This is a genomic window from Amycolatopsis lurida, assembly GCF_900105055.1.
GTDB classification, from domain to species: domain Bacteria; phylum Actinomycetota; class Actinomycetes; order Mycobacteriales; family Pseudonocardiaceae; genus Amycolatopsis; species Amycolatopsis lurida.
The window spans coordinates 4674221-4692499 of sequence record NZ_FNTA01000004.1 but is presented as its reverse complement, the minus strand read 5'-3'; the positions used below and the strand labels follow the sequence as shown (position 1 = coordinate 4692499).

Below are 18279 nucleotides of genomic sequence, written 5' to 3'. Positions count from 1 at the left end.
AGAAAGCCGTTGAACGTGCTCAAGTCGTTGAGAACGACCATCGGGAAGCGCTGCCGCTGATGGTGGGCATCGCCGCCGACGTACTGCCGCATCAGATCCGCGAGGAACGACGAGACGACTCGCACCCGGAATCCTGGAACGTCGCGCGCGAGATAGCCCGACGGCCGCGTGACCGGTTCGAGCTTCGCCTCGATCCCGAAGGCCCGGTAGAGCGCTTCGGCGTACTTCTTCGCGAAGTCGCGGTCGTTTACCACGAGGGAGACGTAGCGCTCGGCGACGGTCCCGTCCGAGCAGGTCGCACCGATGACATAGCCGAAGTCGTACCCGAACTTCGGCTTCCACCGATCCCGGTTGAGCTTGCGCGCGTGGGTCCACTCGATGAAGGAACCCTCGACGTCCTTGGCTTCCATCCATCCCTTCGGCGTCGCCAAAGGGTGGTCAGGAGTGACCTTGAAACTTCCCCCCGCGGTCCTGACCTCGACAAGCTCACGAGTCTGGTGCGAGCTGATCTCGGTGACCGTGGTCTCCTCGACCTTGCCGCCCGACAGAGTCCACAGCTTGTCACCGACTTCGACCTCGGCCGCTTGCTTCCGGCCTCCGACCGCGTTCACCGTCTGCTTGCTGGGTACGCAGGTCGAGAACATCGGGATGTCCGTCACCAGCACGAGTTCTTCGTGTGCCTCGTCGAACGTGCGGTCCAGGACGCGGTCCGGTTCGGTGTAGAGCCCGGCGAACATTTCCCGGTAAGCGCGAGCGACCCGGGCCGGGGTCTCCAAGAGACCGTCCCGGTCCGGGTCCTCACCACAGGCGAGCAGGAGTTCGCGTACGGCTTTCTCGGCCCGGTCCTGGTCGAAGACCGGGCTCGCGCCGTTACCGCTTGGTGTCGTCCTGTCCGTCGTCACGCCGTTGCTGTCCTTCGTCCTGCTGACCGCCGGGCTGGTCAGCGAACCAGCCGTCACGCGGGCGGTCTTCGGCGGGACGCCAGGGCTGGTTCGGCTGGCCGCCCGGCTGCGTGGCCGGGGTCCATCCGGGAGGAGCCCCGTAGTTCGGCGGACCGCCAACGGGTCCACCCTGGTAACCGCCTGCCGGACCGCCCGGCTGCTGCCCACCATATGCCTGGGGCCAGTGACCGGTGCCGTTCGGCCCACCGTTGGGGCGACCACCGTTGGGGTAGGCGCCCGGCGGCGGCGGAGCGTACGGGTTCGCGTTCGGATCCGGCGGCGGAGCGGGCTGCGCGTACGGCGGGCCACCGGGAAGGTCGCCGCCGCCCTGCGCGGTGCCGACCGGGGTCGGCGCCGGCTGCAGCACCGGCTGTTCCTTCTTCTCCTCCGGCGGCGGCCACGGCTCGCCGCGCTCCATCGCCAGCTCGCCGGGGGTCTTGATCGGCGGCTTGTCGGACGGCTTGCGGTCGCCGAACTCGTTGAAGATGGTGATGTGCGGGCGCTTCTCGACGGTCGCGAAGATCCGCTCGAGGTCCTTGCGGGTCAGCGTCTCCTTCTCGAGGAGCTCGATGACCAGCTCGTCCAGCACGTCGCGGTAGGTGCTCAGCACGTGCCACGCCTCGGTGTGCGCGGTCTCGATGAGCTTGCGCACCTCCTCGTCGATCTCGTGCGCGACCTCGAGCGAGTAGTCCGCCTGGCGGCCCGCCGAGCGGCCGAGGAACGGGTCGCCCTGCTCCTGGCCGTACTTGACCGCGCCGAGCCGGGCGCTCATGCCGTACTCGGTGACCATCGCGCGGGCGATCTTGGTCGCCTGCTCGATGTCGGAGGAGGCACCGGTGGTGGGCTCGTGGAAGACGAGCTCCTCCGCCGTCCGGCCGCCCATCGCGAAGACCAGGCGCCCGATCATCTCCGAGCGGGTCATCAACTCCTTGTCGTCCTCCGGGACGAGCAGGGCGTGACCGCCGGTGCGCCCGCGCGGCAGGATCGTCAGTTTGTAGACCGGTTCGATGTCCGGCATCGCCCACGCGGCGAGCGCGTGCCCGCCCTCGTGGTAGGCCGTGATCTTCTTCTCCTTCTCGGAGATGATCCGGCTCTTGCGGGCGGGGCCGCCGACGACGCGGTCGACCGACTCCTCCAGCGCGGCGTCGGTGATCACGTGCCCGTTCTGGCGGGCGGTGAGCAACGCGGCCTCGTTGAGCACGTTCGCCAGGTCCGCGCCGGACATGCCGACGGTCCGCTTGGCGAGGCTGCTCAGGTCGGTGCCCTGCGCGATCGGCTTGCCCTTGGCGTGCACCTCGAGGATCGCCTTGCGGCCGCGCATGTCCGGCGCGGACACCGGGATCTGGCGGTCGAAGCGGCCGGGGCGCAGGAGCGCCGGGTCGAGGATGTCGGGACGGTTGGTGGCGGCGATCAGGATGATGCCGCCGCGCGCGTCGAAGCCGTCCATTTCGACGAGGAGCTGGTTCAGCGTCTGCTCGCGTTCGTCGTGGCCGCCGCCGAGGCCGGCGCCGCGCTGGCGGCCGACCGCGTCGATCTCGTCGACGAAGATGATGCAGGGCGCGTTCTGCTTGGCCTGCTCGAACAGGTCGCGGACTCGCGAGGCGCCGACACCGACGAACATCTCGACGAAGTCGGAACCGGAGATCGTGTAGAACGGCACGCCCGCCTCGCCGGCGACGGCTCGCGCGAGCAGCGTCTTACCGGTACCGGGCGGCCCGTAGAGCAAGACGCCCTTGGGGATCTTCGCGCCGAGCGCCTGGTAGCGCGCCGGGTTCTGCAGGAAGTCCTTGATCTCGTACAGCTCTTCGACGGCCTCGTCGGCGCCCGCGACGTCCCCGAAGGTCGTCTTGGGCATGTCCTTGTTGAGCTGCTTGGCCTTCGACTTGCCGAAGTTGAGGACGCGGTTCCCGCCGCCCTGCGCGTTGTTCATCATCCACATCAGCAGGCCCAGCACCAGCGCCAGCGGGATGGCGAAGATCAGGATCTGGGTGAGGACGTTCTGCTGGGTGACCTTGGTGGTGAACTTGACCGGGTTGTCACCGCTCTTGAGGCCGATGAGCTGGCCGTAGATGGTGCCCGCCACGTTCGCCGGGTACTGCGCGATGATCTGGTCGACCTGCTGGCCGTCGACCTCGATCTTCTTGTTCAGCAGCAGCTTGATCTGCTGTTCCTTGTCCTCTTGCGAGGCTTCCTTGACGTTGTTCGCGGTGATCTGCTGGTTCGCGATCGAGATCGGCACCTGGGTGTAGCCACGATCACTGTCGAAGATCGTGTTGTATGCGAGAAACGCCAGTACCGCCGCGAGAATCCAGAGCACTGGGTTCTTGAGCACGCTCTTCCGGTTCATACGACTCGGCCCTGGTGGCCTCGACCCTTCCTGGTTGGGCGGCTCCTGTGATACCCGCCATCACGATCTTGACGACCCATGGTGCTCCGACACCCGCCCCTCAGGATACCGCCCGCCTGGACGGATGAGGGGGGTGAGCCTCTCGGACGTAAACGGCGGACACCGCGCGAGGGTTCCCGGAGCGGGGGCCTAGCGTGTGTCCACCGCCACACCGGCGGCCATTTCACCCAGCCGCATCCGGAGTGTCTTGACGTCGGCGGGTGAGACGGTGACCCACTCGCGTCCGTCCGGACCGGCCTGTGACGTGCTGAGATAGCGTCCGCTGGCGGTGTCGAACCAGCCGAGGACCCGGGACCGCTGCTTGGCGCCCACGTGGGACCGGCTGTTCGCTGCCAGCTGACCGCCGCGCAGCCTCGGCTGGCCGGTGAGCTTGCCGAACGCCTCGCGCGGGTCCGCGGTGATGCGTTCGCTGAGCGACACACGCGGCTTGTCCTTGCGGCGGCTCTTCGCCGCTTCGGGCTCCTCGGACTGCTTCGTCGGGTTGATGGCGGCGCGGATCGGCTCGGTGCGGCGGGCGTCGTCGATCGGCAGCGTGACCGACGCCTCCGAGCCGCGCTGCCCGGGGGGCAGCAGGTCGACGACCGCCGTCGGGAGCCCGTCGGCGGGTGCCTCACGCAGCCAGATCCCGGACTGGTCCTGGATCGCGATCACGGCGTCGCGGCCGTCGGTGGCGCCGAGCACGGCGATGGTCGGGGCCTGGAATTCGGGGATGTGCAGGGCGTCGATGGTCAGCGAGCCGCGGGCGAGGAGGTACAGCCAGTCCTCGATCCGCCGCTCCAGCCTTCCCCGGCCGTCGCGGAGGCCGCGGGCCTGGAGTTCGTTGTCGACGCGCTGGCGCAGCGCCCGGCGTTCGAGCTCGGTCGCGCCGTGCGACCGGACGCGCAGCGGGTATGGCAGGTCGCCGAGCTCGGCGGACTCCCAGAGGAAGTCGAACGCCATCGGTGTGAAGTGTTCCTGGTGCATTGTGCTCCGTGCCCTCCCGGCACCTCGGCTTCCTGGGCCTCGGGACGCCCAGAGGTTCACGATAGCGAAGGGGTACGACAGTCGGCGTCCGGCTGCGGTCAAGCGCGCGGGCGGGAAGATCAGTGCGCGAGGGAGGCGTCGGAAGCGATCTTCCCCAGCAGCTCCGTGAGCCGCTGCCGCAGTGTCGCCGGATCCGCGGGCGCGACGGTGATCCAGTCCCGGCCGTCGGAACCGCGGGTGGCCTGGGTGAAGTACCGGCCGGACTGCGTGTCGAACCAGCTCAGTACCGAAGACCGGCTCCGCGTGCCGTGTTTGCTGCGCGCGTTGGCGCCGAACTGGCCACCGCGAAGCCGGGGCTGCGCCTGGAGCCTCGACAGGGCCTTGCGGTCTTCGTCGGACGTCGCCGAGCCGTCGACCTGCGGCTGACGACGCTGGAGGAAGTCCGCGCCCGAAGCGCCGACGAGCCCGTCCAGCGGGAGGGTGATCGACTTCTCCGTGCCGCGCGAACCCGGCGGCAGCAGGGAGACGATCGCGCTCGCGAGGCCGTCCGGGGCGATGGGGTGGAAGTGGAAACCGCGCGGGTCCTGCACCGTCAGCAGGCCTTGGCCGCCGAGCAGCGACGCGACCGCGAGCAGCGGTTCGGTGTTGGGATTGTTGAGCTGGACGCAGTCCAGGCTCAGGTCCGGCCTCGCGAGGACGCCGAAGTAGTCCTCGATATGCGGCTCGGGGCGTCCTCGCTCGTCGGCGAGACGACGCTGGTTCAGCGACTGGAGCGTCTGCGCCCGCAAGGCGCCGCGCTCGTCCATGGTCGCCCCGTGCGAGCGGAGCCGCAGCGGGTACGGCAGCTCTCCGGCGTTCGCGGTCTCCCACAGGAAGTCCAGCTCGACCGGGGTGAGCAGGTCACCGTTCGCCATCATCCGCCCCCAAACAAGTCAGCGGGCGCGCGGCCGGATCGGCCGCGCGCCCGGTGAAAACCGCTCTAGCGTTCGTCGTCTTCGGTCCAGGCGCCGATGACCGGCGGCGGGGTCGCCTCGTTGGCGCCGAAGGCGTCGTCCGGGTCCGGCTCGATGAGGAACGACGCGTGCGTGTGCTCCTCTTCCTGCTCGGCCTGCGCGCCGTGTGCGCCCATGCCCATGCCGCCGCCCATGCCGTGCATCGGCGGCGTGGCGCCACCGATGGTGCCGCTGGAGGACACGATGCCCTGCTGCGGAACGGCCTGGGACGCGGCGCTCTGCGCGGGCCCGCCCTTCTCGGTCGCGGCGGCGTCGGTGCTGTCGGTGTCCTTGGCGCCGGACTTGTTGCCCTGGCCGAGCGCCTTGGCGCCCGCATAGCCGAGGCCACCGCCGAGCGCGGCGGCGGTGAGGGCCTGGCCGAGCCCGTTGCCGCCGCTCGCCGGGGCGTGCGGGGTCATCGGGGCACCGGCGCCGGACGCGACGCCCGCACCCGGGGCGACACCGGCGGCCGGGCTCGCGGCCGGGCTGTAGCCAGCCTGCGAGAACACGCCCGAGTCCGGACCGGCGTGGACGGGAGCCCCGACGCTGCCCTGCGCGCCGCCGTAACCGTGCGTGCCGGCGAAGACGGGGGTGCCGGAGACGGCGCCCGAGTTGAGGCCCGCGCCGCCGATGTTGCCGACGCCGCTGAACCCGGCGCTGTTGTGCGTCGCGGTCGGCTTCATGCCGAGGGATTCGGGGCCGAAGCTCGGGGTCGAGCTGTCGACCTCGCTCATCTCCTTGGTGTAGGCCTCGAGGAACCTGGCCTGCTCCGCCCGCACTTCCTTGTCCTGGTCGGCGAGGGGCTTCTGGTCGGTGATCATGCCGATCGGGCCCGCCGCCAGCGCCTGGCCCATGGCCTTCTCGGGGCTGTAGTCGGTCGGCTTCGGCATGAGCTTGACCTTGGTGGCGGCGTCGGCCTGCTTCTGCAGCCTGTCCGACATCGTGCGCGCGGCCTCGGAGGCCTGCGAACCCGAGTTCGCGATGGCGACCAGCGAACCCTGCGCGGCCGCGGCGCCCTGTCCGATCCAGGCGGCGCCCAGTTCGGAGATCGCGTTGTAGAGGTCGTTCGACGCCTGGCTCAGCTTGCTGCCGTGCGAGCCCCAGGACTGGCTGATGGCGGTCGCCGTGCTGGGGTCGTTGCCGATGTTGGCCTGGTTCCACAGGTCCTGGCTGCTCGGCGCGCTCTCCCAGTTCGGCGGGTTGGTGATGGCGCGGTCGGCGCCGATGTCGAACCCGTCGGAACGGCCGCGCGCGGAGGAGACGATGCTCTCGGCGTGCGAGTTGTCGCCGAGCTGGACCGGCGTGGTGCTGCTGCTGCTCTCGCCGTAAGAGTCGGCGCTGTGCTTCGGTGGCATGGCTTTCTGACTCCCCCTCAGACGTTACGGAACGGCTCGGCCGCGGCCTGGTCGATCTCGTGGTAGCGGGCCATCGCGGTCACGATGCCGGACTCGGCGGCCTCGTACTGCTGGTAAAGGTTCTGGAGCGCGGCCGCGTACGAGTCGCCTCCGCCGTCGGCACGGTTCGCCACCTTCGCGGCGATCGCGTTGCCGACCGGGTTGTTGCCCAGCTTCGGCGCCTGCCCGAGGTCGCCGGCCCGCTGCAGGAGGGCCTCGATGGCGTCCTTGCCGGTGCGGATCTTGTTCAGGACGGTCTGGGCCGCGTCAGGGTCGATCCCCACCTGACCCTGGGCCGCGGCGTTCTTGAACGCGTTCGCGTCCGCCAAGCTGTTCCCCATCTGAGCTCTCTCCGTTTCCCCCGGGCCAGGCCACGACGGCTGTGTGGCAAAGGTCTTCGCATAGGTTAACGCACTCGAACGCAGCCTATGACGCGTTCTCGCCGCTCAGGGTTCCGTATTTCCGCACACGCGGGCAAGCGGTTCTCAGGACGTGTAGACGTGTGGATCCAGGGTGCCGATGTAGGGCAGGTCCCGGTAACGCTCCGCGTAGTCCAGGCCGTATCCGACTACGAATTCGTTGGGAATGTCGAACCCGATGTACTTGACCGGTACATCGACCTTGACCGCCTCCGGCTTGCGCAGGAGCGAGACGACCTCGAGCGACGCGGGGTTCCGGCTCGCGAGGTTCTTCAGGAGCCAGGACAGGGTCAGCCCGGAGTCGACGATGTCCTCGACGATGAGCACGTCGCGGCCGGCGATGTCGCGATCGAGGTCCTTGAGGATCCGCACCACGCCGGACGACGACGTCGCCGAGCCGTAGGAGGAGACCGCCATGAACTCGAGCTGGCAGGGAAGGGGGAGCGCCCTGGCGAAGTCGGTCATGAACATCACCGCGCCCTTGAGCACGCCGACGAGCAGGAGATCTCCCTGCCCCGCGCCGGGGCCGTCGGCCGGGTAGTCCGCCGCGACCTTTGCCGCCAGCTCGGCGATCTTGTCGTTGATCTGCTGCTCGGTGACGAGCACGGAGGCGATCTCGCCTTCGTACACGGGACGATCCCCTCTAGGTGGTGGACTGGGGTGCTTCGGCTGAGCCTGTTCGCGGAGCCGGGTCGTGTCGATGAATGGTCACCATACGCGTGACCCCGCCCCGCTATCGCGGTAGCAGGACGCCCGCTCCACTCCAGGAGGTGGATGACCCGACGTCGATCGCCGACGCGGGTTCATTCGATCGACACCGTGAGCCTGCCATGCGCCCGCGCGGCCACCAAGTCGCCGGGTAGCCAGACCCCGCCCTGACCCCGCCAGTTCCCCACCAGGGCGTCGACCGAACGCAGGTGGGCGTCGGTGAGTTCGCGGACGCCGGAGTCCAGCAGCCACCTGCGGAGGACGCGTCGCCGCAACGCGGGCGGTTCGGTGGCGAGCACCGCCACGTCGAGCCCTTCGCCGGTGAAGGCGCGCAGGTGGACCTCACCCGCGAGTGTGTCCAACGCCTCGGTGTCTTCCCGCAATTGCGCCGCCGTGCGGGCGAGCGACGCCGCGACACCGCCGGACAGCACATCCTCCAGAAGGGGCAGTACTTCGGTCCGTAACCGGACACGGGTGAACCGCGGGTCTTCGTTGTGCGGGTCCTGCCACGGGTCGACACCGAGCGCCTGACAGGCCCGCCGGGTGGTGGCGCGGGTGACGCCGAGCAGCGGCCGTCCCCATGGCGGGTCGTACGGGCGCATCCCGGCCAGCGACCGCGGCCCGGAACCCCGGCCGAGGCCGAGCAGCACGGTTTCGGCCTGGTCGTCGAGGGTGTGGCCGAGCAGGACGACACCGCGTCCGTCCGGCAGCGCCGAGCGCAAGGCGCCGTAGCGGGCCCGGCGGGCCGCCGCTTCCGGCCCGCCCGCGCCCTCGACCCGCACCTTCAGGACTTCGGCCGTGTCGGCGCCCAGTTCCCGCGCGGTGTTCGCGGCGCGGGCGGCGGTTTCGGCGGAATCGTCCTGGAGGCCGTGGTCGACGACGAGTGCCCGCACCTTCAGTCCCGCGCGGCCGCCGGTGAACGCGGCCGCTTCGGCCAGCGCCAAGGAGTCCGCGCCACCGGAGACGGCGACGCACAACTCCTCGGCGGCGTTCATCGACGTCAGGAAGTCCCGCACGGCCGTCCGCACGGCCGCGATCGCCGGATCCGGCCCGCTCACCCGTGCAGGCGCCGCACCCAGGCCGCCGGATCACTGATCTCGGCCCTGGTCGGCAGCGTGTTCGGCGACGTCCACACCGCGTTGAAGCCGTCCATGCCGACGGCGTCGACGACGTGCTTGGTGAACTTCGCGCCCTGTTCGTACTGGCGCAGCTTCGCGTCCACGCCGAGGAGGCTGCGCAGCACGCGGTCGATGAGGCCGCCGCCCTTGCGCCGGGCGGTGAACCTCGAACGGATCAGCTCGACACTCGGCACGACCTGCGGCCCGACGGCGTCCATCACGAAGTCGGCGTGCCCCTCCAGCAGCGTGGAGAGGGCGAGGAGCCGGTCGAACACCGCTCGTTCGCTCGGCGACTGCAGGAGTTCGGCGAGACCGGCGCCGCCCGCCTTGCCCTTGCCGATCTGCTTGATGGTGTCCGGCAGACGGCCGACCAGATCGCTCAGCCCGTCCGCGTCCCGGCCGGCGAGCCCGCCGATCAGGCGCTCGACCTCGTCGGCGAAGTAGTCGCGCAGCCAGGTGACCGCGGTGAACTGCAACCGGTGGGTGCATTCGTGCAGGCAGACCCACAGCCGGAAGTCGTGGCCCGGCACGTCCATCGCGCGCTGGGCGGCGACCACGTTCGGCGCGACGAGCACCAGCCGCCCGGCACGGTCCGGCCCGCCGAACGGGTCGTACTGGCCGAGCACGCGGGAAGCCAGGAAGGCGAGCACCAGGCCGGTCTGCACACCGGCGCCCCCGGCCAGGACGGGCGCCAGCGGGCCGCCCTGCGCCTCCGGCAGCGCACGGCCGGTGAGCGCGTCGAGACCGGCCGCGGCCGAACGGACCCAGCCGGGCCGGTCGACGACGTCGGCGGGCAGCAACGGCAGATCGAGGCCGAGCCCGGTCAGCTCGCGAACGTGTCCCTCGGCCTCACCGGTCAAGTCACGGAGATCGGCGACGGCTTCTTCGGCCTCTTCGCGGTCGACCACCGGACCACCGCGCACCAGGAGGGCGCCCGTCGAGGCGGCCAGGGACCAGTCGACCATCGAACGTGTCTTGGTCGGCGTTTCCTCAGTCACTCTTATGACGCTACCCGCTGGAAGACCGAATTCCGTCCCGACTTCCTCACGCTCCGATTCCGGTCGCTCACCTGCAGCCGCACTTGTGCAGGGTGGCCGCGACGACGTCGAGCGCGGCCCTGCCCTTGTTCTGGTCCGAACCGGACGACATCAGCGCGAACACCAGCATCCGGCCGTCGGTGTCCAGCACCACGCCCGCCAAGGTGTTCACGCCGGACAGCGTGCCGGTCTTGCCGCGCACCCAGCCGCGGCCCGCGGCCGACGCCGGATCGCCGTAGCGCTTTTCCAGCGTCCCGCTGCCGCCCGCGACGGGGAGACCGGCCAGCAGCGGCCGCAGTTTCGCGGTCCTCGGGTCCTTGCCGTCCGGCGCCGCCGCGACCGCGAGGATCTCACTGAGCACCTTCGCCGGGATCTTGTTCTGGTCGGACAAACCGCTGCCGTCGTTGATCTGGACGCCGGTGAGGTCGAATCCGGCCTCTTTGAGCACGTTCATCGTCGTGGTCGCGCCGCCGGTGAACGACGCCTCGGCGCCCTTCGCGAGCGCCAGCTGACGGGCGAGGACGTCGGCCATCAGGTTGTCCGAAAGCTGCATCAGCGAGTTGGCGAACTCCGCGAGCGGCTGGGACTTGACCTCGCCGAGCACCTTCGCGTCCTTCGGGGCCGTCGTCGTGCCGCCGGCTTGGGCTTCGAGCTTGCCCGCGATCTTCTGCGTCAGCGCGGCCGCCGGGTTCGCGACGCGGGGCGAGTGGTCGTTCTTCGGTTCGGCGCGGCCGCCGTCGGCCATCACGGGGAGGACAGGCGCCATGTAGGTGTTCCCGGCGGCGGTGTCCTCCGGGTCCCAGCCCTTCGCGGACGTCGGCCCCTTGAACAGGCTGATGTCCAGCTGGACCTTGGAGATCTTGCCGCCCGCGGCCTTCTTGACCTGGGCGACGAGGTCGTCGACGTGGGCCGCGCCCGGGTACAGCGGCGAGTCCGTGCCCAGCGGCAGCGAGGTCAGGGACGGGTCTCCGCCCGCGACGAGGACGACCGTGCCCGGCTCGGCACCCTGGACGATCTTCGTCGAGAACTGCGTACCGTGGTCCATCGTCAGGAGGGCGGCCGCGACGACGAGGAGCTTGGTGGTCGACGCCGGGGTCAGCGGGGTGCCGGAGTTCTTGTCCCACAGGACTTCGCCGGACGCCGCGTCCACGACGGTGCCGGTGAGCGTGCCCAGGTCCGGCGAACCGGCCGGGCCCGCCAGCGCGGCCGCGAGCCCTTCCTTCGTCGGCCCGGCGCCGTTGATGTCCGGCCCGTGCAGGACCCGGGTGATACCCGCGGGCTTGGGGATCTCGCCCTTCGGCGCGTTCGGCGCCCAGGGGAGGCCGAGGCGGTTCGACACCTTCGGCATCGCGGCGGCGCCGCCCATCCCGGCGAGCAGCAGGACGACGACCAGGGTCGTGATCAGCAGGACCTTGCGTTTGCGCTTGCGCTTCGGCGCGGGTGCGGCCTCGGCTGCCGGGGGTTCCTGGGAAGGCGGCTCGGACCGCTGGATCCCGACGGTCGCTTCGGAGTCGAAACGCTCTTCGGCGGGCTCGATGCGGACCGGACGCGCGTGCATGGTCGCGGACGGGACCGGCGCGGGAGCCGGGGGCTCGACCCGGCTCTGCTCGGGACGGCGCGGCTGCTCCTGACGCGGGGGCTCCTGCCTCGGCTGCTCCGGCTTCGGCTCCGGTTTCGGGGGCTCGGCTTCACGCGGTGGAGTGGCGGCACCCTGGTCGAACCGGTCCCAGTCCGGTTCGTCCTTGTGCTGGGGCTGGACGGGCTTGACGAAGAGCGTCTTCGGCTCTTCGCGCTGCTCCGGCTCGACCGGCGTCACCGGCTCGAAGGCGGACCACTTCGGCGTCGGGGTCTCCGGAACGTCCGGTTCCTCCTCCACCTCGACGACCGGCTCGAACCACGAACCACTTTCGGGTGTGACCTTCGGCACTGACAGCTCTTCGGTCTTGCCGCCGGCCATCCCGGACATGGGCAGCCAGATGGTGGTCTCGCCCTCCCCCTTGGCACCCTTGGGCTCGGCGGATGAGGTGTCCTTGTCGTCCGACGGCCACCTCGGGGCATCGTTTTCCGGCACTCAACGCTCCTTCGTCCGCCGTCCGGGGAAGGGGCCAAGCTCACATACGACCACATCGATGCGACCACCCGGGACCCCGTGGTCCACACTAGTGAAGACAAGACCATGAACTCGGTGAGCCGTCCGCGACGGCGGGGCGTACCAAAGACGAGAGCAGCGAGGCCGGCGTGGAATTCGACGTCACTATCGAAATCCCCAAGGGGGAGCGCAACAAGTACGAGGTGGACCACAAGACCGGTCGGATCAAACTCGACCGGACGCTGTTCACCGCCACGCAGTACCCCGCCGACTACGGGTTCATCGACGACACCCTCGGCCAGGACGGCGACCCGCTCGACGTGCTGGTGCTCGTCCAGGAGCCGACCTTCCCCGGCTGCCTGATCCGCTGCCGCGCGATCGGCATGTTCCGGATGACCGACGAGAAGGGCCCGGACGACAAGGTCCTCGCGGTGCCGACGAACGACCCGCGGCTGGAGCACCTGCGCGACATCCACCACCTGAACGAGTTCCACAAGCTCGAGATCCAGCACTTCTTCGAGGTGTACAAGGACCTGGAGCCGGGCAAGAGCGTCGAGGGTTCGAGCTGGGTCGGACGGTCCGAGGCCGAGGCCGAGATCAAGCGTTCGCTCGACCGTGAGACCGACCGGCTGGCCAAGGAGGCCATCGACGGTCCGGCGGCTCACTAGTCGCTTAAGTGTCGAAGGGCCCCTTCACCGCATCTCGTGCGGTGAAGGGGCCCTTCGTGCGTTTCGTGAGCGCCTGGTCGCGTCTCCCCAGTACATGAAGGCCCCCTTCCTTGCGCCTGGCGCAGTGAAGGGGGCCTTCACACATTGAACTACGCCGAGTAGCCCGGGATCGGGAACGGCGCCAGGAACTCGCGGATCTCGGCGGCGACGGTGTCCAAAGCGGACTGTTCCTCGCCCGCCGCGGCGGTGATCGTGCGGTCGATCCACTCCGCGACCTGCGTCTGGTGCTCCGGCTTGAGCCCGCGGGTGGTGATCGCGGAGGTGCCGAGCCGGATGCCGGACGGGTCGAACGGCTTGCGCGGGTCGAACGGCACGGTGTTGTAGTTCAGTTCGATACCCGCCCGGTCCAGCGCCTGCGCGGCGGGCTTGCCCGGCACGTTCTTGTTCGTCAGGTCGATCAGCAGCAGGTGGTTGTCGGTGCCGCCGGACACGAGGTCGTAGCCGCGCTCCACCAGCGCCTCCGCCAGCGCCCGCGCGTTGGCGACGATCGCGTGCGCGTATTCGGAGAACTCCGGCTTCTGAGCCTCACCCAGCGCGACCGCGATCGCGGCGGTCGTGTGGTTGTGCGGACCGCCCTGCAGTCCGGGGAACACCGCCTTGTCGACGGCCTTCGCGTGGTCGGCGTCGGAAAGGATCATCGCGCCGCGCGGACCGCGCAGCGTCTTGTGCGTGGTCGTGGTGATGACCTGCGCGTGCCCGACCGGCGACGGATGCGCACCGCCGGCGACCAGCCCGGCGATGTGGGCGATGTCGGCGACCAGGACGGCGTTGACCTCGCGGGCGATCTCCGCGAACGCCGGGAAGTCGATGGTGCGCGGGATCGCGGTGCCGCCCGCGAAGATCAGCTTCGGCCGGTGCTTCAGCGCGAGTTCGCGGACCTGGTCGAGGTCGACGCGGCCGGTCTCCTTGCGGACGCCGTAGCGGACCGGGGTGAACCACTTGCCGGTCGCGGACACACTCCAGCCGTGCGTGAGGTGGCCGCCGTCCGGCAGCGCCATGCCGAGCACGGTGTCACCCGGCTGCGCGAAAGCGAGGTACACCGCGAGGTTCGCCGGGGAGCCGGAGTACGGCTGGACGTTCGCGTGGTCGACGCCGAAGACGGCCTTCGCGCGCTCGATGGCGAGGTTTTCGACCTGGTCGATGAGCTGCTGGCCCTCGTAGTACCGCTTGCCGGCGTAGCCCTCGGAGTACTTGTTGGTGAGGACGGTGCCCGTCGCCTCCAGTACGGCCTGGGAGACGTAGTTCTCGGACGCGATCAGGCGGATCTTGTCGTGCTGGCGTTTCGCCTCGTCCTCCACGAGCCCCGCGATCTGCGGGTCGGCGGCGGCGAGCGCGGAAAGTTCGGGCTGGTGTGTCATCGGACGTACTCCTGCCAGAGACGGCCGGACCCAGGCGCGCGGTACCGGCCTTGTCGTCGCTTCCCGGTGGTGCTCCACCTCAAATGGCGCCAGTCGCTGGTGCGGACCAGACTAGAGCACTCCGCTCGAGCGGGGCTCGGCGTGCGGACGATGCCGGGCGCACCATCGACGGCTGCATCCGGCCGTGCGATCACAGAACGCCTGCGCGCAGACGGCGCAGCGTTTGATCCGCCGCCAGCCGCCGAACACGACGAGTTCCGCCAGCCCGGAGGCGCCCGCGACCAGGTCCCCGCGGCCCGGCCACGACGGCACCTGCACCAGGCGCCAGCCGTTCCCGACCTCGACCAGCCGGGGCGCGGCACCGTTCCCGGCGAGGACCCGGTTGAGCCGATCGGCGGCGGCGTGCTCGTCGGGCAGCGCCGACACGACGCCGGTGAGCCACGGATTTCCTTGCGCCAGAAGCCTTTCCGCGATCTCGAGCGCCGGGTCGAGGTCGCGGAAAGGCGGGGCGATCACATGCTTGCGCGTCACGGTTCTTCGATCGCGACACCCATCGAGCGGGCCGTGCCCGCGATCGTGCGCATGGCCGCCTCGATGTCGCCGGTGTTGAGGTCCGGCAGTTTCCGCTCCGCGATCTCACGCAGCTGTTCCTGGGTCAGCTTCCCGGCGACCTCATGCCCCGGACGGCCGGCCCCCTTGCCACCCAAGGCTTTCTTGATGAGGAACGACGCGGGCGGAGTCTTCAGCCGGAGTTCGAAGGAGCGGTCCTCGAACACCGACACGACCACCGGGACGATGTCGCCGCGTTGCGCGGCGGTCGCCGCGTCGTAGGCCTTCTTGACCTCGACGAGGTTCACGCCGGTCTGCCCGAGCGTCTTCCCGAGGTCGACCACCGGCGCGTTGCCGGCGGTCAACTCGAGCGTCGCCTGATGGGTTTTCTTCTTGGACTTCGGTGCCATGCGCCGAAGCTATGGTCTCCAGTTACTGGAGAGTCAATCGATCGGTTTGACGCTTTCCGCGTGACGGCGCGCCAGCTCCTGGTAGATCGCCGCGTTGTGCTCGACCCAGCCGCGGGCGGCGCCGTCGAGCGGGACGTGCTTCTTGGCCGGGCTGCCCATGGCGACCGTCTCCGGCGGGATGACCATTCCCGGTGTCACCGTGGCGCCGGCCGCGACCAGCGCCTTCGCGCCGATCTGCGCCTTGTCGAGCACGGTCGAGCCGTTCCCGATCAGCGCCTGCTCGCCGATCGTGCAGTCGTGCACGAGGCATTGGTGCCCGACGGTGACGTTCTTGCCGACCTCGGTGACGCCGCCGTTGACGTGGATGACCGAGTTGTCCTGGATGTTGGCGCCCTCGCGGATGAGGATCTTCCCGAAGTCGGCGCGCAGCACGGCGCCGTACCAGACGGAGGCGCCCTTCTCGACGACGACGTCGCCGATCAGGGTGGCGGTGGGGGCGATCCACGCTTCGGGATCCACCTGGGGACGGTGTCCCTCGAATTCGAACATCGGCATGCCCCGCACCCTATGCGCCCCAGCGCGTGAAGGCCCCCTTCCCTCGACTGAGCCGAGGGAAGGGGGCCTTCACGCGCTGGAAGCGGGATCAGCCGATGGCGGTGTTCAGGAGGAGGTCCACGGCCTTGTCGTTACGGGTGGTTTCGCGGACGATCACCTCGTCGGGCGGGTAGAAACCGGGGTTCGATCCCCGCGGGTACATCTCGAAGGTGAAGCTCAGGATCTTGTGGGTGCCCCACATCCAGTCGTCGATCGTCCCGTCCGTGATGTACAGGTCGCTCGACTGCTGCGGCGTGTAGCCGTTGGTCGCCGCGAGCTGCCTGCCCACCGTCTGGAACCGCTGCGCTTCCGCGGCGGTCATGCCGGGAGCGGTGTCGTTGTAGGTGAAGCCGAACGGCCACAGCACGAGCTCCGAATAGGTGTGGAAGTCGATGCTCGCCTTGATCTGCTGGACGCCGCCGATCTTGCGCGAGTTGACGAAGTTGGACACCGCGCGGGTCTCGGGCGCCGAGAACGCCGACGGGCCACGGTAGGTCTCGCTGGTGGTCGAGCCCGACGAACCGCCGCAGCAGCCCCAGTTGTAGGCCCAGTTGCGGTTGGGGTCGGTGCCGTTGCCCTGCCGGTTCTTGCGCCAGTACTTGTAGCTGCCGCCGGAGATGTCGTACTCCGAGCCGTCCGGGTTGACGTTCGGGATCACGTAGATCTCGACGCTGTCGACGAACCGTTTGATCGCCGGGTCGGAGGCGTAGCCCTGGGTGAACCGGTTCACGATCCGCAGGCACATCTCGGTGGTGAGGTGCTCGCGGGCGTGCTGGTTGCAGGTGAAGAGGACTTCGGGCTCGTTCTCGTCCGTGGCGACGTTGTCGCTGATCTTGAGCATGTTCAGCGCACGGCCCTGGTACGAGTTGCCGACGCTGCTCAGCCGGGCGATCGAGCCGAAGTTCGACTGGGCGTTGCGGAGCTCGGTCGTCACCTCGGCGTAGTTGTGGAAGCCGGAGTCCGACGGCGGGAAGTCGTTGATCGCGTTCGTGCCCGCCTTCTCCGACCTGTCGACGACGCCGCGCTGCTCGACGCGGTAGCCGAGCGAACGGATCTTCGCCGCGTCGCGCGCCTCACCGATGAACGTGGTCGTGCCGCCGGCCGAGCCGAGGACGTCGACACCGAGCCGGGAGATCTGGGTGCGCTGCTGCGAGGTCCCGGTGCCGAAGACCTCGTAGATCTGCACCTGCGCGTCCTCGGCCTGCTGGTCCGCGGTCGCCGGACTCGCGGCGACCGGGATGGTGAACGCCGCGACGGCCGCGATCGCCACGGCCATGCACCGTCTTATGCGCATCGTCGTCTCCTAGCTCTCAGGCAGGGAAGGGGAACCTCACCATGGCCGGAGCGGGAAGACCGAACAATCCGTAACGGTACGGATCTAATGCGTATTTCTACCCGTAGTTCGCGAAACAGAGAGCTTCGATGTCGCCACGCAACGCGGCGAACGGCCGCCGCCGGACGCGCTGCTGGACGATCGCGCCGAGCAGGTAGGACAGCAGTGCCCGCGCCCGTGCCCGCGGGTCTTCGACGTCGAGCGGGGCGAGCAGTTCCGCGAGCAGCTCGGTGATCGACGTCAGCATCACGTCGATGGCCTGAGGATGCTGCGCGCGGCCCGCGGCGATCCAGTATTCGAACCAGAGGAAGGCCGCGTTCGGGCGGCCGGAGAACTCGCCGAGGAAGGCCTCGAGCGCGGCGAAGAGCCGCTCGGACGGGTGATCGTGCTTCGCCGAAATTTTGCGCAAATCGGCGATGAACGTTGTGATGTGCGCCGCCATCGCGCGGTCGATCAGGACGTCGATATCCGCGAAGTAGTAATGAATCGCACTCTTAGTGAGCGGTCCGGCGTCCGCGATCGCGCGAACGGTGCAGCCCGCGAGTCCGTCCCTGGCGAGCACGACACGCGCCGCTTCGACGATCTGCTCCTGTTTCTGCAGCTGATTGGGGGAGAGCCGCGCGCTGCGGCCGGGAACGGCGGTCACGAAGTTCCTTACACCAAGTAGTCAGGACAGGAGCCCTGAAGCTTAGGGCAACCGTCCTGGCCGATCACAGCGGGTGAAAAATCTAGGTGGCTAGCCGCCGATCCGTAGCGGACAATGCGCGGCATGGTGACCTCAGGGGACAACGGGTTCAGCCCGGCCGCGCGACGGCAGCTGGAGAAGGAACTCGCCGATCTGCGTGCGCAGCGCGACGCGATGGCGCCGCTCGTCGGCGAGCAGGAACGAACCGGCGACGCCGCCGATCAGGCGGAGGTGCTGGACCGCGCGGAGGCCGCCGCCTACCTCGACCGGCGCATCGCCGACGTCGCGGCGAAGCTCGAGCACGGCGGCCGGAACAGCAAGGGTCTGCTGCCCGACGGCACCACCGTCACCCTCAGGTTCGCCGACGGCGACGAGGACGAGCTCCACATCGTCACGATCCCGGGCGAGGACGCCGACGCCTCCACGGTCACGTCGGACAGCCCGCTCGGCCTGGCGCTCGTCGGCGCCAAGGAAGGCGACGAGATCACGTACCGGACGCCGCGTGGCGAGACCAGCGCCACCGTGGTCACGCTGAAGCCGCCCGCCTGACTCGT

At 69.5% G+C, this 18279-nt stretch carries 17 protein-coding genes and 1 pseudogene; 2 read left to right on the top strand and 16 right to left on the bottom strand.

From position 1 onward, the window contains the following. Positions 1 to 629 precede the first annotated feature (629 nt). The 10 genes and pseudogenes from BLW75_RS27515 to dacB all read right to left on the bottom strand — a co-directional run. Positions 630 to 902: pseudogene (locus tag BLW75_RS27515) on the bottom strand (GTP cyclohydrolase I); the annotation flags it as partial. Then, positions 871 to 3288, bottom strand: coding sequence for an ATP-dependent zinc metalloprotease FtsH (ftsH, locus tag BLW75_RS27510; RefSeq protein ID WP_034310054.1), 2418 nt, complete (start codon positions 3286 to 3288; stop codon positions 871 to 873). The gene ftsH and the pseudogene BLW75_RS27515, both read right to left, overlap by 32 nt. 189 nt (positions 3289 to 3477) lie before the next feature. After that, entirely contained in the window at positions 3478 to 4311 is an 834-nt protein-coding gene (locus BLW75_RS27505; protein WP_034310051.1) for an ESX secretion-associated protein EspG, read from the bottom strand. Between the two features lie 119 nt (positions 4312 to 4430). Then, positions 4431 to 5225 (bottom strand): ESX secretion-associated protein EspG, encoded by a 795-nt coding sequence (locus BLW75_RS27500; RefSeq protein WP_034310309.1) that lies wholly within the window; start codon positions 5223 to 5225, stop codon positions 4431 to 4433. A gap of 65 nt (positions 5226 to 5290) precedes the next feature. Beyond that, positions 5291 to 6658 carry a WXG100 family type VII secretion target gene (locus BLW75_RS27495; RefSeq protein WP_034310049.1) on the bottom strand — a complete coding sequence of 456 codons (1368 nt, stop codon included), beginning with the start codon at positions 6656 to 6658 and terminating at the stop codon, positions 5291 to 5293. Between the two features lie 17 nt (positions 6659 to 6675). Beyond that, positions 6676 to 7038 carry a hypothetical protein gene (locus BLW75_RS27490; RefSeq protein WP_034310047.1) on the bottom strand — a complete coding sequence of 121 codons (363 nt, stop codon included), beginning with the start codon at positions 7036 to 7038 and terminating at the stop codon, positions 6676 to 6678. Between the two features lie 144 nt (positions 7039 to 7182). Then, positions 7183 to 7746 (bottom strand): hypoxanthine phosphoribosyltransferase, encoded by a 564-nt coding sequence (gene hpt / locus BLW75_RS27485; RefSeq protein WP_034310045.1) that lies wholly within the window; start codon positions 7744 to 7746, stop codon positions 7183 to 7185. A gap of 173 nt (positions 7747 to 7919) precedes the next feature. Further along, a complete protein-coding gene (gene tilS / locus BLW75_RS27480) occupies positions 7920 to 8882 on the bottom strand; it encodes a tRNA lysidine(34) synthetase TilS (RefSeq protein WP_034310043.1) in 963 nt (320 codons plus the stop codon). Continuing rightward, positions 8879 to 9907 carry a zinc-dependent metalloprotease gene (locus BLW75_RS27475; protein WP_034310041.1) on the bottom strand — a complete coding sequence of 343 codons (1029 nt, stop codon included), beginning with the start codon at positions 9905 to 9907 and terminating at the stop codon, positions 8879 to 8881. The genes tilS and BLW75_RS27475 overlap by 4 nt, the downstream gene beginning before the upstream one ends. A gap of 100 nt (positions 9908 to 10007) precedes the next feature. Then, positions 10008 to 12050, bottom strand: a complete 2043-nt coding sequence (gene dacB, locus BLW75_RS27470) for a D-alanyl-D-alanine carboxypeptidase/D-alanyl-D-alanine endopeptidase (RefSeq protein ID WP_034310038.1) — start codon at positions 12048 to 12050, stop codon at positions 10008 to 10010. A gap of 167 nt (positions 12051 to 12217) precedes the next feature. On the opposite strand from dacB, the gene BLW75_RS27465 reads away from it, so the two are divergent. Beyond that, on the top strand, positions 12218 to 12736 hold the full coding sequence (locus BLW75_RS27465) for an inorganic diphosphatase (protein ID WP_034310036.1): 519 nt from the start codon (positions 12218 to 12220) through the stop codon (positions 12734 to 12736). A 149-nt stretch (positions 12737 to 12885) separates the two neighbouring features. Here BLW75_RS27465 and BLW75_RS27460 read toward each other — a convergent pair whose 3' ends face one another. From BLW75_RS27460 to BLW75_RS27435, 6 genes are all read right to left on the bottom strand, one after another. Further along, positions 12886 to 14154 carry a serine hydroxymethyltransferase gene (locus BLW75_RS27460; RefSeq protein ID WP_034310034.1) on the bottom strand — a complete coding sequence of 423 codons (1269 nt, stop codon included), beginning with the start codon at positions 14152 to 14154 and terminating at the stop codon, positions 12886 to 12888. A 111-nt stretch (positions 14155 to 14265) separates the two neighbouring features. Continuing rightward, entirely contained in the window at positions 14266 to 14685 is a 420-nt protein-coding gene (locus BLW75_RS27455; RefSeq protein WP_034310032.1) for a CGNR zinc finger domain-containing protein, read from the bottom strand. Beyond that, the gene (locus tag BLW75_RS27450) at positions 14682 to 15113 is read right to left on the bottom strand and encodes an uL11 family ribosomal protein (RefSeq protein WP_034310029.1); all 432 of its coding nucleotides are present in this window, start codon (positions 15111 to 15113) and stop codon (positions 14682 to 14684) included. The genes BLW75_RS27455 and BLW75_RS27450 overlap by 4 nt, the downstream gene beginning before the upstream one ends. 33 nt (positions 15114 to 15146) lie before the next feature. Then, positions 15147 to 15668 (bottom strand): gamma carbonic anhydrase family protein, encoded by a 522-nt coding sequence (locus BLW75_RS27445; protein WP_034310026.1) that lies wholly within the window; start codon positions 15666 to 15668, stop codon positions 15147 to 15149. A gap of 88 nt (positions 15669 to 15756) precedes the next feature. Further along, positions 15757 to 16983 (bottom strand): M14 family metallopeptidase, encoded by a 1227-nt coding sequence (locus tag BLW75_RS27440; protein WP_034310024.1) that lies wholly within the window; start codon positions 16981 to 16983, stop codon positions 15757 to 15759. A 115-nt stretch (positions 16984 to 17098) separates the two neighbouring features. Beyond that, entirely contained in the window at positions 17099 to 17686 is a 588-nt protein-coding gene (locus tag BLW75_RS27435) for a TetR/AcrR family transcriptional regulator (RefSeq protein ID WP_034310021.1), read from the bottom strand. A gap of 123 nt (positions 17687 to 17809) precedes the next feature. Here BLW75_RS27435 and BLW75_RS27430 point away from each other — a divergent pair, with 123 nt between their 5' ends. After that, positions 17810 to 18274: a GreA/GreB family elongation factor gene (locus BLW75_RS27430; RefSeq protein WP_034310019.1), complete on the top strand. Its 465-nt coding sequence runs from the start codon at positions 17810 to 17812 to the stop codon at positions 18272 to 18274. Positions 18275 to 18279: the final 5 nt, after the last annotated feature.

What these genes read in the sequence shown, in the direction of transcription:
- ftsH (WP_034310054.1), bottom strand. Translation starts at nt 3,288, where the DNA reads ATGAACCGGAAGAGCGTGCTCAAGAACCCAGTGCTCTGGATTCTCGCG.
- BLW75_RS27505 (WP_034310051.1), bottom strand. Translation starts at nt 4,311, where the DNA reads ATGCACCAGGAACACTTCACACCGATGGCGTTCGACTTCCTCTGGGAG.
- BLW75_RS27500 (WP_034310309.1), bottom strand. Translation starts at nt 5,225, where the DNA reads ATGGCGAACGGTGACCTGCTCACCCCGGTCGAGCTGGACTTCCTGTGG.
- BLW75_RS27495 (WP_034310049.1), bottom strand. Translation starts at nt 6,658, where the DNA reads ATGCCACCGAAGCACAGCGCCGACTCTTACGGCGAGAGCAGCAGCAGC.
- BLW75_RS27490 (WP_034310047.1), bottom strand. Translation starts at nt 7,038, where the DNA reads ATGGGGAACAGCTTGGCGGACGCGAACGCGTTCAAGAACGCCGCGGCC.
- BLW75_RS27475 (WP_034310041.1), bottom strand. Translation starts at nt 9,907, where the DNA reads ATGGTCGACTGGTCCCTGGCCGCCTCGACGGGCGCCCTCCTGGTGCGC.
- BLW75_RS27460 (WP_034310034.1), bottom strand. Translation starts at nt 14,154, where the DNA reads ATGACACACCAGCCCGAACTTTCCGCGCTCGCCGCCGCCGACCCGCAG.
- BLW75_RS27450 (WP_034310029.1), bottom strand. Translation starts at nt 15,113, where the DNA reads ATGGCACCGAAGTCCAAGAAGAAAACCCATCAGGCGACGCTCGAGTTG.
- BLW75_RS27445 (WP_034310026.1), bottom strand. Translation starts at nt 15,668, where the DNA reads ATGCCGATGTTCGAATTCGAGGGACACCGTCCCCAGGTGGATCCCGAA.
- BLW75_RS27440 (WP_034310024.1), bottom strand. Translation starts at nt 16,983, where the DNA reads ATGGCCGTGGCGATCGCGGCCGTCGCGGCGTTCACCATCCCGGTCGCC.
- BLW75_RS27430 (WP_034310019.1), top strand. Translation starts at nt 17,810, where the DNA reads ATGGTGACCTCAGGGGACAACGGGTTCAGCCCGGCCGCGCGACGGCAG.